Below are 20,575 nucleotides of genomic sequence, written 5' to 3' on the forward strand. Positions count from 1 at the left end.
AACGAAAAGGGAGGCTTCGGCCTCCCTTTTTTGTGTGCGCTCCGATGGGTTTTTGTGGGCATCCTGAATTGGTGGATGAGAAGAGCGTCATCCACCCTACGCAAGGCGAAAGTCTGCGTAGGGTGGAAACTCCGCGACGCGGTTTTCCACCGAAGGCTTGCCTGGCACCTCGCTCAGGCGCCAGCTTCAGCTTCCAGGGCCAGCAAGGCCGCTGCCGCCGCCGGCAGCTCCTCCTCGCTAAAGACCTGCACCCCGGCGCGCCGGAGCAATGCGGCGGTGACGCCCTCGCCCACGACCCGCGTACCGGAAAAGCTGCCATCGTAGTTCTCACTATTGCCGCACGACGGGCTGCGCGCCTTGAGCACAGCCAGACGAATGCCCTGTGCCTGCACCAGCTCCAGGGCCTGCTGCGCGCCGGCGAGAAACGCCGCGCTGACATCCTCGCCCTCAATCGTCAGTACCGCGCGCTGGCCGTCGAGCACCTGGGCACCCTGACCGCCGGGAATCTCCGCCGGCGGCCGCGGCGTCGGCAGACCACCGGCGACTTCCGGACAGAGTGCCACCACGCGACCTTGCGCCTGCCAAAGCGCCAGCAGCGCAAACGGGCCGTGGGCGCCGCCGTCATAACGCACCCGCTGCCCGAGCAGACAGCGGCTGACCAAGATCTTCTGCATCCTGTCCTCCCTCTCCAACCTACAACGGCCTAGCGCCGCGGCGACGGAACCAACCGGCCAGTGACAAGCGTTCGCGCGTCGCCGGCAGCACCTCGTGGGGTACCTCGGCCGACATGAACACCACCAGGCTGCCGCCCAGCGGGGCAATGTCATGCAGCCGCTCGCCCTGCTGGTCCTCGCCAGCCTCAGGCTCGCCCTTGAGATACAGGCGCAAGGCGCCGCCGTGCTCCGGCAGCCAGTCCTGATTGAGGTAGAGCAGGACCGAGACCGCCCGCCGATCATCGTCGCGAAAGCGATCCAGATGCTTCTGGTAGAAGGCCCCCGGCGGATACAGGGCGAAGTGGCTTTCGTAATCCTCCAGCCCCAGGTAGAGCCCTTGATTCAGCGCCTGGCGCAAGCCTTCCATCAGCTCCAAGTAGCGATCGGAGGCCGCCGACTGGCCCCTTTCCAGCCACTGGATCTGGTCGCCCCGAACCCCCTCGCGCACCACCTGAGTCGCACCACGGCCGATGCTGGCCGGGCTTAAGCCGCCTTGCGCCGCACGTTTACGGCACTCCGCCGCCAGTTCGCGGGTCAGATCTTGCGCAACCAAGTGGTTCTGCTGCGACCAGCCCGATTCGGCCAGGTCGTCGACGATAGCTAACAGCAGTGAGTGTTCGGTAGTAGTAGGCATGCCCAGGATTCTACCAGCGCGGCTCACGCGCCTCGACAAGCCTGGGTCAAGCCGCTGAAAATAGCCGCCTGCTCGACAGGAGTCCTTATGCGCGCCCTTTTTGCTTTTGTGTTGTTGCTCTGCAGTCTGCCAACCCTGGCCGACGACCACGCCCAGCTCTATCAGGTGGCCGGTTGGCCGCAGCAACGCGCGCATTTCAGTGATGCCCTCGGCGCCGCCCAGCAGCGTTACCGCAACAGCTTGCCGCCAGCGGTCTATCAGGCGCTGGTCAACAACAGCAATCAGCGCTTCGCACCCCAGGCCATGGATCAACGCGCCCAGGCCGGGCTGCGGCAGAATCTGCCCGACCCAGCCCCGGCGCTGGCGTTTTTCCAATCGCCGCTGGGCCGCAAGATCACCGCGGCCGAGGTCAACGCGACCCACCGCGAGCAACTCGCCCGACACGCCAACGGCCTGCCGAGAACCGAAGCCAGCGCCACCCGCCGCCTGCTGATCCGCCACCTGGCCCAAGCCTTGCCGGCGAAAGAGGCCGGCGCCGAAGTCAGCCTGGCGCTGGCCGGAGTCGCCGCGGACAGTCTCAGCCAGATGATGCCCGGACTGCTCGGCGCCGATCAGGCCCAAGGCTTGCTGAACAGCCAGCGGCAGCGCTTGATGGAGCAGATCGGCGCCGATCTGGACAACACGTTGCTCTATGTCTACCGCGACCTGTCCGACCCGGAACTCGAAGAATTCGCCACCTTCGCCGAGTCCGCCGCCGGCAAGGCCTACTACCAAGCCGCTCTGGCGGCGATGCGCGCCGGTTTGGCGGTCGGCCAGAGCAGCGCCAACCTGGCGCCGGCGCAGCCAGGTATCTGAATGGCCGGGCTCGCGGTTTAGCTCAAACGCTCGGTGAGAAAATCGAAGTAGCGCGCCCGCAACGCGGCGGACTCATTCGCCAGATGATGGCGCGCCTCTGGCAGCATCAGCACCGTCGGGCTGGCGAATTTGTCCCGCAGCACCGCCAGGTTATGGCGCCAGTCCACCGTCAGGTCGGCAGCGCCCTGCACGATCAACGGACTCCGCGCACTCCGTGGCGCCGCCTCGATGTAGGGCACCCAGCGCGCCAGCGCACCCACCCAAGCGGTCGGCAGACTCAGCGGCTGCAAGGGGTCGCGCTGGACGAACGCGAGAAAGTCGGCGTCGTTGGAGTTGGCGTTGAAGCGCCGCTCAATCCCCCTGACGAAGGGTTTGAGCAGGCGATAGCTGAACTTCGACCAGCCCCAGGCGCGGGGCCGCACCAGCGGCGCGAGCAGGATGGTCTCGCCCAGTTCGGGACGCCCGCCAGCGTGCAACAGGCCATCGTTCAGCAAGAAGTCGATCAGAATCGCCCCGCCGGTACTCTGCCCGCACAGGTGCCAGGGCTGCGGCAACTCGAGCGCGGCGGCTTCGACGAACAGGCCCTGGAGCACCGCCTGATAGTCGGCGAAGTCGCCGATACTGGCGCGCGCCCCGCTGGACAGGCCATGCCCGGGTAGATCACAGGCAAGCACGGCGAAGCCCAGGCCCAGCGCCCAGTCGATCACGTGCCGATACAACCCCATATGGTCGTAGTAGCCATGCTGCAGCAGCAAGGTCGCAACCGGCTGTTTGGGCAACCAGAGCTGGGCGACTATCTCGTAGCCCGCCGCCTGAAAGCAGCCGAGACGGCTGTGCACGCGCGGATAGCGCTGAGCCAGGTCGAGACCGTAGAAGCGCCGATAGGCCTGTACCTCCGGCAGCTCGGCCGCCGCTGCGGCCAAGGGTCGCAGGCGCAGACGCAGACGCAGACGCAGGGTATCGGGCTGAAAACGCTCTGGCATAAGACTTTCCACGGACTTCTTAAGATAAGCGGCGGACATCCCTCGAGGATTTGTCCGCCCGGCGGCGGCTGCCGATATTCAGCTGCCGGGCGCGACATGGCAAGCTACGCGCCCCTAGTCGAGACCTGTTATGCGCCCGCCTCGCCGTAAAACTCTGCTCGCCGGCCTGCTCGCCGTGGTTTGGCTGGGCGCCATGTTCGTCGCCTTCCGCTGGTTCGAAGCGCGCTATATCCGCCCCTTCAGCGAACAGACCGCGCTGTTCGCCGGCGATGACCTGCGCCTGCCGGACGAGTTGGCGGGGCCGGGGCCGGTCCGCGTGGTGCACTTCTGGGACCCCGCCTGCCCGTGCAATGTCGGCAACCAGCAGCACCTGGCGGAACTCCTCGAACACTTCGCGCCGCAAGGCGTGGCCTTCTATGCCGTGCAGAAACCCGGCAGCCATGGGCAATTGCCGGACAGCCTGAGGGCGTTGCAGCCGCTGAGCCACTTGCCCGGCGCCGAGCAACTGCCCGCTAGCCCCGCCGTCGGCATCTGGGATAAAGACGGGCGCCTGGCCTACTTCGGCCCCTACAGCGAAGGCGCGACCTGCAGCTCCAGCAACAGCTTTATCGAGCCGATTCTCGAAGCGCTGGCGCAGGGCCGGCCGGTCAACGCCACCCATACCCTGGCCGTCGGCTGTTACTGCCCGTGGCCGGAAACCGCCAGTAAAGCGCCATAAATCTAGTGGCCCGCCTGATTAATTCACTTACCTATCACGGTCTGTTGGCTGGGTTTCGCCAAAAAACGGCTCTACCCGGCCTACGCCTTGTTCTTTGCTTCACTCCCTCTGCATTGGCATCCCGCGCCGCCCTGCCGCCTGCATCCATGCAGCTGTTGCCCCACAAGAGAAGGGCGACAGCTCGGCAAAGCCACAGGCGCGGGCCACTTCGCGGATCGCCTGGCCAGCGCCTCGTACGATAAGCGGCGCAGAATGCAGGGCGCTCTGCGATTGCCGCGCCTGCCCGCGCCCGATAAGAACAAGGAGAACTCGATGAAGCGCACCCTGACTGCCCTCGCGATGGTGGTTGCCGCCGTAGCTGCCGGCGCGACCTGGTATGTCCAGAGCAAACAGCCGGTCCGCGACGGCCAAGTGCAGATCGCGCATCTGCAGGCGGCGGTGAGTGTGCGTTACGACGAGCGCGGTGTGCCGCATATCAAGGCCCAGAACGAAACGGATATGTACCGCGCGCTGGGCTATGTGCAGGCTCAGGACCGCCTGTTCCAGATGGAGATGCTCCGCCGCCTGGCGCGTGGCGAGCTGGCGGAAGTGCTCGGCGCCAAGCTGCTCGACACCGACCGCCTGTTCCGCACCCTGCGCATCCGCGAGCATGCCGACGAGTACGTGGCCAAGCTCGACCAGCAGTCACCATCCTGGCAGGCGCTGGCGGCCTATCTGGACGGCATCAACCAATACCAGGCCAGCCACGCCAAACCTATCGAGTTCGACCTGCTGGGGATCGAGCCGCGGCCCTTCACCGCGGCAGATACCGTCAGCGTCGCCGGCTATATGGCCTACAGCTTTGCCGCGGCCTTGCGCACCGAGCCGGTCCTGACCTATGTGCGCGATGAGCTGGGCGCCGACTACCTGAAGCTGTTCGACCTCGACTGGCACCCACGAGGCGTGGTCGGTCAGGCCAGCCTGGCCGCCGGCGACTGGCAAGATCTCAACGCCATCGCCCGGATCAGCCAGCAGGCGCTGGTCGAAGCCGGCCTGCCGCAGTTCGAGGGCAGCAACGCCTGGGCCATCGCCGGCAGCCGCACCGAAAGTGGCAAGCCATTGCTGGCCGGCGACCCGCATATCCGCTTCGCCGTGCCGGCGGTGTGGTACGAGGCGCAACTGTCGGCGCCGGGCTTCGAGCTGTACGGACACCACCAGGCGCTCAATCCCTTCGCCTCGCTCGGCCATAACCTGGATTTCGGCTGGAGCCTGACCATGTTCCAGAACGATGACCTCGACCTGATCGCCGAGAAGCTCAACCCGACCAACGCCAATCAGGTCTGGTTCAACGGTCAGTGGGTCGAGCTGAAAACCAGCGAGCAGGAAATCCGCGTCAAGGGCGAGGCCCCGGTCAAGCTGAGCCTGCGTCAGTCGCCCCACGGCCCGATCATCAACGACGCCCTCGGCGTCAGCGGCGGCAACACCCCGATCGCCATGTGGTGGGCCTTTCTCGAAACCGAGAACCCGCTGCTCGACGGTTTCTACCGGCTCAACCGCGCCGACAGCCTGGCGAAGATGCGCAGCGCCGCGGCGAAAATCCAGGCCCCCGGCCTCAACCTGGTCTGGGCCAACGCCAAGGGCGATATCGGCTGGTGGGCGGCCGCGCAGTTGCCAAAACGCCCGGCCGGGGTGAACCCGAACTTCATCCTCGACGGCAGCACCGCCGAGGCGGATAAGCACGGCTTCTATCCGTTCGGCGACAACCCCCAGGAAGAGAACCCGGCCCGCGGCTATATCGTCTCCGCCAACTTCCAGCCAGTTTCGCCGACGGCCATCGAGATTCCCGGTTACTACAACCTGCCGGACCGCGGCCAGCGCCTCGACCGACAGCTGGCCGACGACTCGGTGAAGTGGAACCTGGACAACAGCCAGGCGCTGCAGCTCGACACCGCCACCGGCTACGGCCCGCGTCTGCTCGCGCCGTTGCTGCCGGCGCTGCGCGAAGTGGTGACGGCGCCGGAAGAGCGCGCGCTGCTCGAACAGCTGGCGACCTGGCCAGGCGACCACCCGCTCGATTCGAGCAGCGCCACGTTGTTCAACCAGCTGTTGTTCCAACTGGCCGATAGCGCCCTGCACGACGAACTTGGCGATGCCTTCTTCGACAACCTGCTGTCGACCCGCGTGCTCGACCTCGCCTTGCCACGGCTGGCGGCTGACGCCGACTCGCCCTGGTGGGACAACCGCAACACGCCGACACCCGAAAGCCGCGCCGATACCGTCAAAGCGGCCTGGCAGGCCAGCCTCGCCCACCTCAAGCAAACCCTCGGCGACGATCCCGCCGGCTGGGACTGGGGCAAGGCCCATAGCCTCAGCCACGGCCATCCGCTCGGTCAGCAAAAGCCGCTGGATAAGCTGTTCAACGTCGGCCCCTTTGCCGCCCCGGGCGGTCACGAGACGCCGAACAACCTCTCTGCCCGTGTCGGCCCGGCGCCCTGGCAAGTGGTCTACGGCCCGTCGACCCGCCGCCTGATCGACTTCGCCGACCCGGCCCACAGCCTCGGCATCAACCCGGTCGGCCAGAGCGGCGTGCGCTTCGATCGGCACTATGCGGATCAGGCGCCAACCTATATCCAGGGCGGCTACCTGCCGCAGCACTTCGAAGAGTCGGAAGTGGCGGCCACTACCCAAGGCAGGCTGACACTGCTGCCGGCCCAGTAGGCCGGCTCGCCGCATAAAAAAGCCCCTTGCGAGGCTTTTTTATAGCGCCATCCAGGAGTAATGTAGAGACAGCTACTATTTATGTTGTGATCTCTATATGAAAAATTGGCTGACCCTGATCATCGGCTTACCGACTGCGAACGCCACCGCCCGCATGCGCGCCTGGCGGGCGTTGAAAGCCAGTGGTGCCGCCGTGCTGCGCGATGGCGCCTACCTGCTGCCGGACAGCGAGGCGTGCCGCGAGGCATTGGTTGCCGTCGAGCGCGACATCCTCTCGATCAATGGCACGGCCTATCTACTGCCGATCCATGACCCTGACGGTGAACGCTTCATCGAACTGTTCGACCGGCGCGAGGATTACGCCAGGCTGCGTGGCGAGATCGAGGAGTGCCGTGGGCAACTGAACGCCGAGAACGCACTGGCCTCCACCAAGCAGATCCGCAAACTGCGTAAAGCCTTCGCCCAGTTGGCGAGCATCGATTTCTTTCCGGGCGAAGCCAGGCGGCAGCTCGATGCCGCACTGCTGGAACTCGAAACAGCGGTCGGCCGTGCCTTGTCGGCGGATGAGCCGAGCAGCCGAGACCTGCCGATAGCCGTGCTGAGTCGCAGCGACTATCGAGGGCGTGTCTGGGCCACCCGCAAGCGCCCATGGGTCGACCGCCTCGCCAGTGCCTGGCTGATCCAGCGCTTCGTCGATCCGCAAGCGCGCATCCTCTGGCTGGACACGCCCCAAGATTGCCCCGCCGAGGCGCTGGGTTTCGATTTCGATGGCGCGACTTTCAGCCATGTCGGCAGCCGCGTGACCTTCGAAACCCTGCAGGCGAGCTTTGCCCTGAATGCCCCTGGCCTCGGCCGCATCGCGGCTCTGGTGCATTACCTGGATGTCGGCGGTCTCCAGCCGGTGGAAGCCGCCGGCATCGAGCGGGTACTGGCTGGGCTGCGCGACACCATCAGCCATGACGACCACCTGCTGACTGCCGCGAGCGCCATCTTCGATGGGCTGCTGGCGGCGTTCGTGAAAGAAGAGAATCCCGATGAGTGAAACCACCATGCCGTCAGTGGAACCGGATCGCCCACGCGCCGAGCCCGTCAGCCTGCTTCAGGCATTCTGGTTCTGGCTGAAGCTGGGCTTCATCAGTTTCGGCGGCCCAGCCGGGCAGATCTCGCTCATGCACCAGGAGCTGGTGGAACGCCGTCGCTGGATCTCGGAGCGGCGCTTTCTCCATGCCCTCAACTACTGCATGTTGTTGCCGGGGCCGGAAGCCCAGCAACTGGCCACCTATATCGGTTGGCTGCTGCATCGCACCTGGGGCGGCGTGCTTGCCGGCGTACTCTTCGTGCTGCCGTCCCTGTTCATCCTGATTGCCCTGTCGTGGATCTACATCGCCTTCGGCGAGATGCCGGTGGTGGCCGGGTTGTTCTACGGCATCAAACCCGCGGTGACCGCCATCGTGGTGCAGGCAGCCCATCGGATTGGTTCGCGGGCATTGAAGAACAACTGGCTGCGGGCGATTGCCGCGGCCTCCTTCGTCGCCATCTTTGCGCTCAACGCACCCTTCCCGCTGATAGTGCTGGGCGCAGCCTTGATCGGGTATCTGGGGGGGCGTCTGGCACCGGGGAAATTCAGTGTCGGCGGCGGCCATGGCGCGGCGAAGCAGTCTTTCGGCCCGGCGCTGATCGATGACGACACACCGACGCCCGAACATGCGCGCTTCCGTTGGCCACGACTGGCGCTACTGCTAGTGATCGGCACCGCCCTGTGGATTTTGCCGATGGGCCTGCTGACCGCGCTGTTCGGCTGGGGAGGCACCTTGACGCAGATGAGCTGGTTCTTCACCAAGGCGGCCCTGCTGACTTTTGGTGGCGCCTATGCGGTGCTGCCCTATGTCTACCAGGGCGCGGTCGGCCACTACGGCTGGCTGACGCCGACGCAGATGATCGATGGCCTGGCCCTCGGTGAAACCACGCCGGGGCCGCTGATCATGGTGGTGGCCTTCGTCGGCTTCATCGGCGCCTATGTGCAGCAGGTGTTTGGCGCCGACCAGGCGTTCCTCGCTGGCGCGGTTGCAGCCAGCCTGGTCACCTGGTTCACCTTCCTGCCGTCGTTCCTGTTCATCCTGGCCGGTGGCCCGCTGGTGGAGTCGACCCACAACGAACTGAAATTCACCGCGCCACTGACCGCTATTACCGCCGCCGTGGTCGGCGTGATCCTCAACCTGGCGCTGTTCTTCGGTTATCACGTGCTCTGGCCGCAAGGCTTCGGCGGCAGCTTCGATTGGCCCTCGGCGCTGATCGCGCTGGCGGCTGCGATTGCCTTGTTTCGCTTCAAGCGCGGCGTGATCCAGGTGCTGTTCGCCTGCGCCCTGGTTGGGTTGATGGTGCATCTGGTGCAGAACTGAGAGGTGTGCGATGGGCCGTATCTCGATGTGCGAACTGGCGGAATGGCAAACCGCAGGCCGGCAATTCACCCTGCTGGATGTGCGCCGCGCTAGTGTGCGGCTCGCCGACGCGGCGGAAATTCCCGGGGCGCAGTGGCTCGACCCGGAGGCGCTGTTCAGCTGGAAGGATCGGATCCCACGGGATAGGCCGGTGATTCTGTATTGCGCCAAGGGGCACGAGATCAGCCAGGGGATTGCCGCCACGCTGTATGCCATGGGGCTCGACACACGCTACCTGATTGACGGTTTTGCTGGCTGGCACAGCGCCGGCCAGCCCACCCAGCGCCTATCGACCTAGGCAGGAGGTGCAGCATGCTCAGAGGCTGCCCTCCAGTGCTTTACAGGGTAATTCGAGCGTAAAGGCTGCGCCTTTGCCCGGCCCATCGCTGTGGGCCGTCAATGTGCCTCCTATCTCCATCGCCGCCAACGCGCAACTGTGCAGGCCGAAGCCGTGGCCATCTTTGCGGGTCGTGAAGCCATGGGCAAAGATGCGGGTCAGGTTCTCCGGCGCAATGCCTTCGCCCTCGTCCTTCACACAGATCCGTATGTTGCTCTTGTCCACGACATCCACACAGAGTGTCATCCTGCGGGACCGGTCGACCAGGTGAGCCATCGCCTGCTTGGCATTACTGATCAGATTGATCAGGATCAGCAACAGCCTATGCTTATCCAGCAAAAGCACAGGCACTTCGGCAAACTCCTTCACCACAGTGACCCGATGGCGCGTGAGCTCCCCGGTATGCAGACGCAGGGCTTCCTCGAGCAAATCGCTTATTTGCAACGGTTCGACGATGCTGGCCGTGCCCGCATAAGACTGCTGGTTGGCGACGATCTCCTTGATGTGGTCAACACTCTTGGTCAGCTGCCCAAGCTCTTCGCCGATGCTCTGTTGTTCGGCCGCCAATGCCTCTACCAGCTGGTTCAGGTAGCCCGGCAGCAGTTTGCCCTTCTCGTCACGGGTCATAAAATCGCCCAGGTCCGCGGCGTGTTCGTTTATTAGTTGGACCGCCTTGGCGAGCCCCTGGGCTTTGGAGGCGCGCACCTTGCGGCTGACCACATCAGCCGAGATGTTCACGCTATTGAGGACATTGCCGACGTTATGCAGCACGTTGGTGGCTATTTCGGCCATGCCCGCCTGACGAGCCGTGGTCACCAATTTACTTTGCGCCTCTTGCAGTTCGCGGGTGCGCTCTTGCACTCGCTGTTCCAACCCTTCGTTGGCTCCCTGGAGCTCCTTGTTCACGCGGTTAATCACGGCGTAGCTGCGGATCAGGCGGCTGGCCACGGACAAGAGCAAGCCGGCCAACACTGCCGAGAAGATCAGCAGGTACTGGCGATATTGCTGAGCCTGCGCAGCAGCCTGTAGCTGTTCTCGACTCAGGATGTCGTTGAGGTCGTCGATACGCGCTGCCACCGGCACTGCGGCGATACTGTTCAGGAGCCCGTTAACCACTGTCTGCTCGCGCAAGACTGTGCGGACATGCGCACTAAAGATGCCCACCCCGTCGGCGAGATCGGTCGGTAGCTGCCCCGTGCTCGCAGCCAGACGATCCAGCTCGACCGCGATCTCAGTCGCCTGGTCGTCGGACGCTGCCTGGTTGTACACCAGGCTGGCCAGCAGCACGTTGTTCACCTGCGCCGAGACTCGTTTTAACTCGCTCTGATCGCCACCCTTGGCCTGGCTTACTAACTTCTGGATGTCATCTGCCGCAGTGGGAAGAAAAGCCAGAGAGTTGCGCAGCACCGCGTTATGCGACTTGAAGTGCTCGATCAACCTGGTTTTTTCCTGGATGGCCTTTTGATACGCCGCGAGGCTAGCGACCCGGACACTGGCGTCATCGCGGGCCTGACTGGTTCCGACCTCGCCCACTTGCTCGCGCAGCTTGTTCAGATCGCTCAGCGGGTTCACCAGCGGGTCGTAGCTCATGTTAAGGCCGATTTTTGACTTCAGCGCGTCCAGCTCCCACTGCGCATCCAGTTGCTTGATCTGCCGTAGCAGCGCGACGTTCTCGAAGTAATTTGACGCGTCGTAGGCCTGCGTCTTGATGTACAGGAACACCAGGAGCGAGGCGAATACCAGGCTCAGCACGGTCATGGGGAGCCAGCGTAGTTGTCTGGGCATTTTCATTGCGGTTTCCCCTCAAGCTCGCCAGTTAAGGTGTTGAGAAATGTGATGATCGATACCTTGTCTTCCTTCGATGCAACACGACCGAGCTGATACTTGAACATGACATCGACAGCGTCCTCGAGCGTCTTGGCCGTAGCGTCGTGGAAGTAGGGCGCGGTGAGTGCGACGTTGCGCAGGCTCGGCACCTTGAAGACGTGTTTGTCGTTTTCCTCCTGGGTGACCAGGTAGCGCCCCAAATCGGCCTCGGTTGGGTTGCCGCGCGTCTCGAAGTAGTCGCCCATGACGCCAAACTTCTGGAACATGTTGCCGCCGACGTTCACGCCCTGGTGGCAGGCGACGCAGCCGTACTGCTTGAACCTCGCATAACCTGCTTTCTCGGCGTCGGAGATGGCGTTCGAGTCGCCGCCAAGATACTGGTCGAAGCGAGAATTTGGTGTGATCAGCGTGCGCTCGAAAGTCGCGATCGCGTTCTGGATATTCGCCTGCGTGACCCCATCGGGGTATGCACTCGCAAAGGCCGTCTTGTATGTGGCGTCCCGCGACACTTTGGCAACGACGTCCTCCCACTCCGAGCCCATCTCGACGGGGTTCTGGATTACGGCGTCGATCTGCGCCTCCAGTGAGTCCGCGCGACCGTTCCAGAACTGCTTAAAATTGAGCGCGGCATTGAGTATGGTCGGCGCGTTGACCCCGGTCAGTTTGCCGCTGAACCCGACCGAATGGTCTCGACTGTCGGCGCCGCCTTTGCCTAGATCGTGGCAGCTCACGCAAGACACCGTGTTATTGGCGGAGAGGCGCACATCGTGAAACAACTGGCGACCAATCTCGGCCCGCGCCGGATCTTGTGTCAGCAGTGTGGAAATCGGTTTGATCGGCTCGTCGAGGGGGGCTGCGCTTATCTGGCATGGCAGCCCGAGCAGGATGGCGAGGGTAAGCGTCAGTTCGCGGGTAGGCATCTGGATTCTTCCTTGCTATCAATCAACCGTAAAAACCGCTCTGTCTTAGTCAGCGGTTGCAGAAACTTCCTTTGAAAAGCGCAAAACTTGTAAGAGCGAGCATCGCGAGCGAAGCTTTTGAGTGGCAGGCTTTCGCGAGCAGAGTTCGCTCCTACAAAGGCTTGTAGCCCAGCGCAACTCGGCGGCAACCGCCCGACTAAAGTAAAAGCCTGGGGCTTCCTCGAATCTTCTGGAAATCCTGGTGAGTCGCTGGGGGTGTCGTCGATCACCAGGATGCGTCGGTTGCCGGTAGTGGGCGGCCAGTTCATGCGAGAACCTCCAGGGGGGTAAGCGGCAGTTCGAGGGTGAAGGTCGCACCAAGGCCAATGCCGTCACTCTGCGCCAGCAGCGATCCGCCCAGTTCCTTGGCTGCCAGTGCGCCGCTGTGTAGGCCGAAGCCGTGTCCGCCCTTGCGGGTGGTGAAACCGTGATTGAAGATCCGCGTCAGGTTCTCCGCTGGAATCCCGGCGCCGTTGTCGGTGACCGTAAGCCTGACTCGGCCATCACCGCTGGTCAGGCGCAACGTCAAGCGCTTGTCGGTGCGCCCAGAGTCGTCGCAGGCGTGCCTGGCGTTGCTCACCAAGTTCACCAGGATCTGCAGGACCTTGTGCTTGTCGAGCATGATCGGGGGCACCTCGCCGATTTCGCGGATGACCTCCACGCCGTGACGGCTCAAAGAGCTCAGATTCATGCGCAGGCTGTCTTCCAGCAATTCCCGGACATCGACGCGTTCCTCGACGCCGGACGCGGTGGCGAAGGTTTGTTGCATCGCCACTACCTCCTTGATGTGGTCGATATTCTGGCGCAGGAAATTCAGTTCCTTGACGCTCGCCTCCTGGTCGGCCTGCAGGTGTTCGGAGAGTTGGCCCAGATAGGCCGGCAGAAGCCGGCCGCGGGGATCGCTACTGAGGTAAGCCCCTAGGTCGAGTTCGTGTTCTTGCACCAGGGCGACGGCCTTGGCCAAACCCGAAACCTTGGACTTGCTGATGCTGTCCGCCACCAGATCGGCCGAGACGTTGACGCTATTGAGCACATTGCCGATGTTATGCAGCACGTTGGTGGCTATTTCGGCCATGCCTGCCTGACGAGCCGTGGCCACCAATTTGCTTTGCGTCTCCCGCAGTTCGCGGGTGCGCTCGTCGACCCGGACCTGCAGCTCATGCGACAGCCGCTTGAGGCTGGCGATGACCCAGCCGATGCTGATCGTGCCCAGCAATGCCAGGCTCGACAACAGCCAGAAGGTGCCGCGCATGTTGTCCCGAACCTGGGCGATGGCGTTGTCGAGCGGCAGGTCGACTTCCAGCACCCCGCGCACGTCGCCCACCTTCCAGTCGCGCTTGGGGCTGGCTGGGTGGCTGTTGTGACAACTGACGCAGGCCTGGCGCATGCGGTCGGCGGTGGCATAACGCAGCGTCAGCCGTCCGTCGCTACTGTCGATGCTGGAATAGGCCCGGTCGGGTTGCCGGTTCAGCTCCACCCAGGCCGCCTGGTCGAAGTTGTCGCGCAACCCGCCTCCGGCGGCCCGCCACGGGAACGGGTAGGGGCTGTAGAGGCGCGTCTGGGCGCCGGAGATGTGCTCGCCCAGGCGCTTGCCCAGTAGCATGCTCAAGGTCGCCGGCAACGGTATGGCGTGCGGCTTGCCCTTGTAGTCGTGGGTGACTTCCAGCCCGCTACTCCTCGCCACCTCCACCACCTCCGAGGTGTACAGGGTGCGGAAATCCGCCAACGCCAGCGAATACAGTTGTGCGTTTTTTCGCGTGGAGCTTTGGACGAGTTCTTCCTGCAGGCTGGAGGTGTACCACAACACCCCAGCGATGGCGCAGGAGAAACCCAGCACCAGGTAGATGAGGATGTGCCATTCGCCGAGTAACTTCGATAGCCGTTCCAGAACAGCGCTTGTCATACGCGGGTATCTCCGAATGCGGGCTCGTCTGGCGAGCGGGTCGACGCCGGCTCCTTGAAACAGGTCGGCGGGTCATAACAAGAGCGGGTCAGTCAGCCCCGGATAGCAGGCGACGCAGCCGTATTGCTTGAACGCGCATAACCCGTTTTCTCGAGATCGTGACAGCTGACGCAAGACACCGTGTTATTGGCGGAGAGGCGCACGTCGTGAAACAACTGGCGACCAATCTCGGCCCGCGCCGGATCTTGTGTCAGCAGTGTGGAAATCGGTTTGATCGGCTCGTCGAGGGTAAGCGTCAGTTCGCGGGTAGGCATCTGGATTCTTCCTTGCTATCAATCAACCGCAAAAACCGCACTTGCCTGGCTCATCGCTATGGGCCCTCAGGGTGCCGCCCACCTCTCTAGCCCTAGCCTCCGCCCCGCGCACGACCACGTGGATGGCGCTTCGTATCGGCGGGAATCAGAGGCATATTTGGCTCATGGACGTCTGCACACGCTCAGCCATGCCGCCGGCCAGTAGCGTGGCGAACGCATCGGCGGCAACCGGCCGACTAAAGTAATAGCCTTGGCCTTCCTCACACCGATGGGCCTGAAGGAAGGCGAGCTGTTCCTGGGTTTCCACGCCCTCGGCAATGACCTGCAGCTTGAGGCTTGTGCCCATGCCGATGATGGCGCTGACGATGGCGGCGTCGTTAGCATCCGTGCTGATGTCACGCACGAACGACTGGTCGATTTTCAGTACATCGACCGGAAACCGCCTGAGATAGCTCAGGCTGGAATAACCGGTGCCAAAGTCATCGATGGCAAGCCGCACCCCCATGTCCTTGAGTGCGCGGAGCACGGAGCCGGTGGACTCGATATCCTGCATGAGGACGCCTTCGGTGATTTCGAGTTCGAGGTAGCGCGGCTCCAGCCGAGTCTCGAGCAACACGGCGCGAATGCCTTCGAGGAAATCCTTGCTCCGGAACTCCAGGGCGGAGATGTTGACCGCCATGGACAGCGGCGGCAGATCGGCATCCCGCCAAGCCCGGGCCTGCCGGCACGCTTCGCGCAGCACCCATTGGCTGATCGGCACGATCAGGCCACTGTCCTCGGCAATGGGTATGAACTGCGCCGGGGAGACAAATCCCCGATCCGGGTGCTGCCAGCGGATGAGCGCCTCGGCGCCGGTAATCGCCCCGCTCTCAAGATTCAGCTTCGGCTGGTAATGCAGGACAAACTCGTGCCGCTCCAGGGCATGGCGCAGTCCCTCTTCGATTGATTGCTGCTCGCGGGCGCGCAGGTTCATGTCCGGGATGAAAAAGCGGAAATCATCGCGCCCATTTTCTTTGGCATGCTGCATCGCGGCTTCCGCTTTCTTGATCAAGGTCTCCGCATCCTCGCCGTCATCCGGATAGATGCTGATCCCCAGACTCGCGGTGATGCTGAGATCGTGCCCCGCGATGCATTGCGGCATCCTGAGTGCGGCGAGCAGCTTTTGCGCAATGCCGACGCTTTGTTGCGAGTGCGTCACATCCGCCAGCAGCAGCACGAATTTATCCGCGCCGTGGCGGAAAACGGAGTCCGATTTGCGCACAGTCGCCACCAGACATCCTGCAACCGATTTGAGCAATGCATCGCCGATCGGATGCCCCAGGGCATTGTTGATGCGTTTGAAACGATCCAGCCCGAGGAATATCACCGCTAGCTGTTTGCGCTGACGGCAGGCGATGGCTATCGCCTGAGTCAGCCGATCCTGAAGCAGGGTGCCATTGGGTAACTCGGTGAGAACGTCGTACTGGAGCAAATGGGAGATTTTCAGCAGTTCAAGCGCTCTGTCCTCAACGGTTTGCTCCAGGTTGCTCATTTTCAACGCCGCGTCTTGCGCCATCTGCCATTTCACGGTCAGCGCGTTGGCCATTTGGCGGATCTCGATGTTGTCGAACGGCTTCTTCAGGATGAGCAGCCGGTCACCCAGCTCGAGGCGCTCCGACATCGCCTCCCAGGAATAATCAGAATAGGCGCTGCAGAAGGCGATCTGCAGCTGCGGATCGACCTGCCAGAGGCGCTCGATGGTCTCGACACCGTCCCATCCGGGCGGCATGCGCATGTCGACGAACGCCAGGGCATAGGGTCTGTTCTCCGCCTGCGCGGACCTGACCATGGCCAGGCCTTCCTGCCCCTGGTAGGCGGAATCGAGCTCGAAGGCCTGGCACACCGTCGGGGCATCGCCGAACAGGGCCGCCTCGGACGAGGCCAGGGCGGCGTCGCCGTCGAGATCCGCACCGAGAATCTTCTGGAAGTCCTGGTGAATCGCTGGGGTGTCGTCGATCACCAGGATGCGGCGGTTGCCGGTGTTGGGCGGCCAGTTCATGCGAGAACCTCCGGAGGATCCTGCGGCATGCCGCGGGGCAAGGTCACAGCGTTACTCCGCGCATTCGGGGCAATGCTGCCCAGCCGCAGGAGCTCGCTGGCGCGAGTGTTGTCCACCGCTTCGCTGAAATAGAAGCCTTGTGCCTGCGTTGTGGAACCCGTCGAGATCAGGAGGGCTCGCTGCTCCTGGGTTTCCACGCCTTCGGCGATGATCCCAATGCCGAGCTCGCGGGCGAAGTTGATGATGGCGCGGATCGTCGTTGCGCTATCGGGGTCCTCGGTGGCCGCATTGATGAAGGACTGGGCGATCTTGAGGTGGTTCACGCGAAAGGTCTTGAGATAATCGAACGACGAGTATTCGGTGCCGAAATCGTCGATGGCGATCTTCACTCCGAGCTCACGCAGCTGTGGCAGCACATCGTTGCGTGTCCATTTCGTCTGGGCCAGTGTGGCCTCGGTCACGTCAAACTCCAGGTCGGACGGGACCAGCCCCCACTTCGCGATGGTCTCGGCGACATCACGGACGAGTTCGTGACCGCTTTTGATCTGAGCGAGTGAGAGATTGACTGCGATCACCGGTGGGGCCATCCCATCGTCACGCCAGAGGCGCATTTGCCGGCACGCTTGATCGAGCACCCAATGTCCAAGCGTCACGATGATGCCGGTTTTTTCCGCGACCGGGATGAAAGAACCTGCCGTGAGAAGGCCGTGTACGGGATGGTTCCAGCGAATGAGCGCCTCCATGCCTAAGATTTTTCCGGAAGACAGCTCGACCTCGGGCAGGTAATACAGCTCCAACTCGTGCTGATCGATCGCTCTTCTCAAATCGTTGGCCAGCGTTACCCGATCGAGCACCTCCTGGTCGAGATCCTCAGAATGGAAGTGGTACTGGTTGCGCCCCTCGTCCTTGGAGCGGTAGAGCGCCATATCGGCCTGCGCCAGCATGGCGTCCGCTCCCGTGCTACCAGGAACATAGGGGCAGATGCCGATGCTGACCGAGATGCGCACCTCGTTGCCGTCGAGCGAATAGGGTAGAGCCAGCGTGGTTTGGATTTTTGCCGCCAGCGCTCCCGCGTTCGCCGGCTCGCCCATGTCCAGTTGCAGTACCGCGAACTCATCGCCGCCCAAGCGGGCGATCACATCGCTCTCGCGCGTGCAGTTCTTGATGCGTTCGGACACTTCCTGGAGGAGCAGGTCGCCCACTGGGTGCCCCAGCGTATCGTTGACGTCCTTGAAGTGGTCGAGATCCAGGTAAAAGATCGCGAACGAGGTAGCCCCGCGTGTGCTTGCCGCGAAGGCTTGGCGCAGGCGTTCGATGAAGGTCGCTCGGTTCGCCAAGCCGGTGAGTCCGTCGGTGCGGGCGAGCAGGGCGATTTTCTCCTCCGCCACCTTGCGCTCGGTGATGTCGAGGATGATTCCTTCGACCTCGATCAGCCGGCCCTCTTTATTGCGAACCGGGATGTAGCGATTCTCGACCCAGCGGTAAGAGCCATCGCCGGTGCGCAGGCGAAACTCGATCGAGGCGCCTTGGGCGTCCTTCTCCAATACGCGCGCCATCGCCGCGTCGACCTTGGCCTGGTCGTCGGGATTGATCAGCTCTTTCGCCCAGTTCGGTGATGCCACCAGTTGGGTAGCGTCGTGGCCGAATTTAGTGATGTTGTGCGAGATGTACATCAGCGGGAACGACGGCTCGCCGCGCAGACGATAGAGGATAGTCGGACTGTTCTGGACGATTATGTTGGCGTCGGACAGCTCCTTGGTCCGGTCCTCGACCGCTTGCTCCAGGCAGCTCATTTTCAACGCCGCGTCTTGCGTCATCTGCCACTTCACGGTCAGCGCGCTGGCCATTTGGCGGATCTCGATAGCGTCGAACGGCTTCTTCAGGATGAGCAGCCGGTCACCCAGGTCTAGGCGCTCCGTCATCTCCTCCCAGGAATAATCGGAATGGGCGGTGCAGAGGGCGACCTGCAGCCGCGGATCGACCTGCCAGAGGCGCTCGATGGTCTCGAGACCATCCCATCCGGGCGGCATGCGCATGTCGATGAACGCCATGGCATAGGGTCTGTTCTCCGCCTGCGCGGACATGACCATGGCCAGGCCTTCCTGCCCCTGATAGGCGGAATCGAACTCGAAGGTTTGCCGCACTGTCGGGGCATCGCCGAACAGGGCCGCCTCGGATGAGGCCAGTGCGGCTGCGCGGTCGAGACCCGAGCCGAGAATCTTCTGGAAATCCTGGTGAATTGCTGGGGTGTCGTCGATCACCAGGATGCGGCGGTTGCCGGTGTTGGACGGCCAGTTCATGCGAGAACCTCCAGGGGGGTAAGCGGCAGTTCGAGGGTGAAGGTCGCACCAAGGCCAATGCCGTCACTCTGCGCCAGCAGCGATCCGCCCAGTTCCTTGGCCGCCAGTGCGCCGCTGTGCAGACCGAAGCCGTGTCCGCCCTTGCGGGTGGTGAAACCATGATTGAAGATCCGCGTCAGGTTCTCCGCTGGAATCCCGGCGCCGTTGTCGGTGACCGAAAGCCTGACTCGGCCATCACCGCTGGTCAGGCGCAACCTCAAACGCTTGTCGGTGCGCCCGGAGTCGTCGCAGGCGTGTCTGGCGTTGCTCACCAAGTTCACCAGGATCTGCAGGACCTTGTGCTTGTCGAGCATGATCGGGGGCACCTCGTCGATTTCGCGGATGACCTCCACGCCGTGACGGCTCAAAGAGCTCAGATTCATGCGCAGGCTGTCTTCCAGCAACTCCCGGACATCGACGCGTTCCTCGACGCCGGACGCGGTGGCGAAGGTTTGTTGCATCGCCACGACCTCCTTGATGTGGTCGATATTCTGGCGCAGGAAATTCAGTTCCTTGACGCTCGCCTCCTGATCGACCTGCAGGTGTTCGGAGAGTTGGCTCAGATAGGCCGGCAGAAGCTTGCCGCGGGGATCGCTACTGAGGTAAGTCCCTAGGTCGAGTTCGTGTTCTTGCAATAAGGCGACGGCCTTGGCCAAACCCGAAACCTTGGACTTGCTGATACTTTCCGCCACCAGCGTGGCGGAGACGTTGACGCTGTTGAGCACGTTGCCGACGTTATGCAGCACCCCGGTGACCACTTCCGCCATGCCCGCCTTGCGCGAAGCCTCGAGCAACTGCTTGTGCACTAGCTCCAGTTGTTCGGTGCGCTCTTTTACGCGCTTCTCCAAATTGTCGTGGGCAATCTGCAGCGCCCCTTCCGCCTTTGCGAGCGCGGCGAAGTTGGCCGCTTGGTCCGCGCGCCAGCGGTGCAACTTGCTCCAGACCAATAACCAGGTCACGAATAAAAAGACGATGGAGAGCATTGCCGCGGTGACGGAAAAAACCACCTGGTTGCGCTTGTCGTGCTGGCTCGCGGCGAGGTCTTCCTGAATATGCTGCACGAACCGGACTATCCCCTCGGCATAGATTTTTTTCTGCGCCTCATAGGCTTTGCCAAACAAAATCGGCTGCGCTTGGCCGGGCTGCCCGGCCCGGACCAGCGCGAAGGCCTGATTCTCCATGTCGACTAACTTGAGATTGGCTGCGTCCGTCTGTTGGGTCGCCTCGGCGCTCTTGGACTGGGTCGTGAGCTGCAGCGTTTCCTTGATGACGGCATCCAGTTGGGGCTCGAACTGGCGGTAGCGCCGCTCCCACTGCAAATCGCCTGTAGTTGCCGCCATGCGGGCGGACATGGTTAGCACCTCGTCCAGGTGGACGATGCGTCCGCTCAGTTCCTGGAGGCGCAAATCGCGCAGTTGCACCGCTGTGACATTGCGCAGCGAATCGAACGCGAACCCCAGCATGGCGAGCAATACCAGGACCGTGAGCAGCAAGCCGACGGCCAGCCATCGGAGCGGAAACGGAGTTCCTGTGCCGGTTTCCGAGCTGGTCATGTTTTTCGGTGCTTGGAGCGTTTCTTTCAGGTCAGCCGCGGCAGACGGCGATTCTTGCTGGCTGTTTTCTTCCTCGGGCGGTAGGTGCATGCTGGTTTCCCTTCCGGCTGGCATGGTAGTTGGTGCAAAGCTGGTACCCTCGCGCGGGCTTGAGTTTTAGGTGTGGAACGAACCGCAGAGGTCTTTCGCCGCCAGGACGCCGCTGTGCACTCCTTAGCCAGTGTAGGCAGCAGCTTGAGCTCGTCCAGCAGCAACCCGCGGAAAAGT

The 20,575-nt window shown here is 63.0% G+C and carries 16 protein-coding genes; 6 read left to right on the plus strand and 10 right to left on the minus strand.

The window, feature by feature from the left end; all coding sequences use genetic code 11:
- Positions 1–173: 173 nt before the first annotated feature.
- Both FFS12_RS05940 and FFS12_RS05945 read right to left on the minus strand, forming a co-directional pair.
- A complete protein-coding gene (locus FFS12_RS05940) occupies positions 174–674 on the minus strand; it encodes a DUF523 domain-containing protein (RefSeq protein ID WP_137885985.1) in 501 nt (166 codons plus the stop codon).
- Positions 675–693: 19 nt separating this feature from the next.
- Complete coding sequence (locus tag FFS12_RS05945) at positions 694–1,356, minus strand: 2OG-Fe(II) oxygenase (protein WP_372239453.1); 663 nt, start codon at positions 1,354–1,356, stop codon at positions 694–696.
- 78 nt (positions 1,357–1,434) lie between these two features.
- On the opposite strand from FFS12_RS05945, the gene FFS12_RS05950 reads away from it, so the two are divergent.
- Positions 1,435–2,202 (plus strand): DUF2059 domain-containing protein, encoded by a 768-nt coding sequence (locus FFS12_RS05950; RefSeq protein WP_137885987.1) that lies wholly within the window; start codon positions 1,435–1,437, stop codon positions 2,200–2,202.
- A 17-nt stretch (positions 2,203–2,219) separates the two neighbouring features.
- On the opposite strand, the gene FFS12_RS05955 is transcribed toward FFS12_RS05950, so the two are convergent.
- Positions 2,220–3,185 carry an alpha/beta hydrolase gene (locus tag FFS12_RS05955; RefSeq protein ID WP_137885988.1) on the minus strand — a complete coding sequence of 322 codons (966 nt, stop codon included), beginning with the start codon at positions 3,183–3,185 and terminating at the stop codon, positions 2,220–2,222.
- Between the two features lie 130 nt (positions 3,186–3,315).
- On the opposite strand from FFS12_RS05955, the gene FFS12_RS05960 reads away from it, so the two are divergent.
- The 5 genes from FFS12_RS05960 (at position 3,316) to FFS12_RS05985 (ending at position 9,336) form a co-directional block, all read left to right on the plus strand.
- Positions 3,316–3,903, plus strand: a complete 588-nt coding sequence (locus tag FFS12_RS05960; protein ID WP_137885989.1) for a DUF6436 domain-containing protein — start codon at positions 3,316–3,318, stop codon at positions 3,901–3,903.
- Positions 3,904–4,215: 312 nt separating this feature from the next.
- A complete protein-coding gene (locus FFS12_RS05970; protein ID WP_137885991.1) occupies positions 4,216–6,600 on the plus strand; it encodes a penicillin acylase family protein in 2,385 nt (794 codons plus the stop codon).
- Between the two features lie 97 nt (positions 6,601–6,697).
- On the plus strand, positions 6,698–7,642 hold the full coding sequence (locus FFS12_RS05975; RefSeq protein ID WP_137885992.1) for a chromate resistance protein ChrB domain-containing protein: 945 nt from the start codon (positions 6,698–6,700) through the stop codon (positions 7,640–7,642).
- Positions 7,635–8,999 carry a chromate efflux transporter gene (gene chrA, locus FFS12_RS05980; protein ID WP_137885993.1) on the plus strand — a complete coding sequence of 455 codons (1,365 nt, stop codon included), beginning with the start codon at positions 7,635–7,637 and terminating at the stop codon, positions 8,997–8,999. Before FFS12_RS05975 ends, chrA begins: the two co-directional genes overlap by 8 nt.
- A gap of 10 nt (positions 9,000–9,009) precedes the next feature.
- Positions 9,010–9,336 carry a rhodanese-like domain-containing protein gene (locus tag FFS12_RS05985; protein ID WP_137885994.1) on the plus strand — a complete coding sequence of 109 codons (327 nt, stop codon included), beginning with the start codon at positions 9,010–9,012 and terminating at the stop codon, positions 9,334–9,336.
- Between the two features lie 18 nt (positions 9,337–9,354).
- On the opposite strand, the gene FFS12_RS05990 is transcribed toward FFS12_RS05985, so the two are convergent.
- From FFS12_RS05990 to FFS12_RS06020, 7 genes are all read right to left on the minus strand, one after another.
- The gene (locus FFS12_RS05990) at positions 9,355–11,166 is read right to left on the minus strand and encodes a DAHL domain-containing protein (RefSeq protein WP_137885995.1); all 1,812 of its coding nucleotides are present in this window, start codon (positions 11,164–11,166) and stop codon (positions 9,355–9,357) included.
- Positions 11,163–12,122: a cytochrome-c peroxidase gene (locus tag FFS12_RS05995; protein ID WP_137885996.1), complete on the minus strand. Its 960-nt coding sequence runs from the start codon at positions 12,120–12,122 to the stop codon at positions 11,163–11,165. The genes FFS12_RS05990 and FFS12_RS05995 overlap by 4 nt, the downstream gene beginning before the upstream one ends.
- Positions 12,123–12,426: 304 nt before the next feature.
- Entirely contained in the window at positions 12,427–14,064 is a 1,638-nt protein-coding gene (locus FFS12_RS06000) for an ATP-binding protein (RefSeq protein WP_218568962.1), read from the minus strand.
- Positions 14,065–14,156: 92 nt separating this feature from the next.
- Positions 14,157–14,378 (minus strand): cytochrome c peroxidase, encoded by a 222-nt coding sequence (locus FFS12_RS06005; RefSeq protein ID WP_137885997.1) that lies wholly within the window; start codon positions 14,376–14,378, stop codon positions 14,157–14,159.
- Positions 14,379–14,523: 145 nt separating this feature from the next.
- A complete protein-coding gene (locus tag FFS12_RS06010; protein WP_137885998.1) occupies positions 14,524–16,416 on the minus strand; it encodes an EAL domain-containing protein in 1,893 nt (630 codons plus the stop codon).
- Entirely contained in the window at positions 16,413–18,716 is a 2,304-nt protein-coding gene (locus tag FFS12_RS06015) for a bifunctional diguanylate cyclase/phosphodiesterase (protein ID WP_137885999.1), read from the minus strand. The genes FFS12_RS06010 and FFS12_RS06015 overlap by 4 nt, the downstream gene beginning before the upstream one ends.
- Positions 18,713–20,398, minus strand: coding sequence for a sensor histidine kinase (locus tag FFS12_RS06020; protein ID WP_171011826.1), 1,686 nt, complete (start codon positions 20,396–20,398; stop codon positions 18,713–18,715). Before FFS12_RS06020 ends, FFS12_RS06015 begins: the two co-directional genes overlap by 4 nt.
- Positions 20,399–20,575: the final 177 nt, after the last annotated feature.

The sequence above is a fragment of the Pseudomonas sp. 2FE genome, assembly GCF_005503735.1.
Lineage (GTDB): Bacteria > Pseudomonadota > Gammaproteobacteria > Pseudomonadales > Pseudomonadaceae > Aquipseudomonas.

Coding starts and splice junctions, on each gene's coding strand:
- FFS12_RS06000 (WP_218568962.1), bottom strand. CDS start 14,064: ATGACAAGCGCTGTTCTGGAACGGCTATCGAAGTTACTCGGCGAATGG.
- FFS12_RS06015 (WP_137885999.1), bottom strand. CDS start 18,716: ATGAACTGGCCGTCCAACACCGGCAACCGCCGCATCCTGGTGATCGAC.
- FFS12_RS05985 (WP_137885994.1), top strand. CDS start 9,010: ATGGGCCGTATCTCGATGTGCGAACTGGCGGAATGGCAAACCGCAGGC.
- FFS12_RS05955 (WP_137885988.1), bottom strand. CDS start 3,185: ATGCCAGAGCGTTTTCAGCCCGATACCCTGCGTCTGCGTCTGCGTCTG.
- FFS12_RS05960 (WP_137885989.1), top strand. CDS start 3,316: ATGCGCCCGCCTCGCCGTAAAACTCTGCTCGCCGGCCTGCTCGCCGTG.
- FFS12_RS05940 (WP_137885985.1), bottom strand. CDS start 674: ATGCAGAAGATCTTGGTCAGCCGCTGTCTGCTCGGGCAGCGGGTGCGT.
- FFS12_RS05970 (WP_137885991.1), top strand. CDS start 4,216: ATGAAGCGCACCCTGACTGCCCTCGCGATGGTGGTTGCCGCCGTAGCT.
- FFS12_RS05995 (WP_137885996.1), bottom strand. CDS start 12,122: ATGCCTACCCGCGAACTGACGCTTACCCTCGCCATCCTGCTCGGGCTG.
- FFS12_RS05950 (WP_137885987.1), top strand. CDS start 1,435: ATGCGCGCCCTTTTTGCTTTTGTGTTGTTGCTCTGCAGTCTGCCAACC.
- FFS12_RS05990 (WP_137885995.1), bottom strand. CDS start 11,166: ATGAAAATGCCCAGACAACTACGCTGGCTCCCCATGACCGTGCTGAGC.
- FFS12_RS05975 (WP_137885992.1), top strand. CDS start 6,698: ATGAAAAATTGGCTGACCCTGATCATCGGCTTACCGACTGCGAACGCC.
- FFS12_RS06010 (WP_137885998.1), bottom strand. CDS start 16,416: ATGAACTGGCCGCCCAACACCGGCAACCGCCGCATCCTGGTGATCGAC.
- chrA (WP_137885993.1), top strand. CDS start 7,635: ATGAGTGAAACCACCATGCCGTCAGTGGAACCGGATCGCCCACGCGCC.
- FFS12_RS06020 (WP_171011826.1), bottom strand. CDS start 20,398: ATGCACCTACCGCCCGAGGAAGAAAACAGCCAGCAAGAATCGCCGTCT.
- FFS12_RS06005 (WP_137885997.1), bottom strand. CDS start 14,378: ATGCCTACCCGCGAACTGACGCTTACCCTCGACGAGCCGATCAAACCG.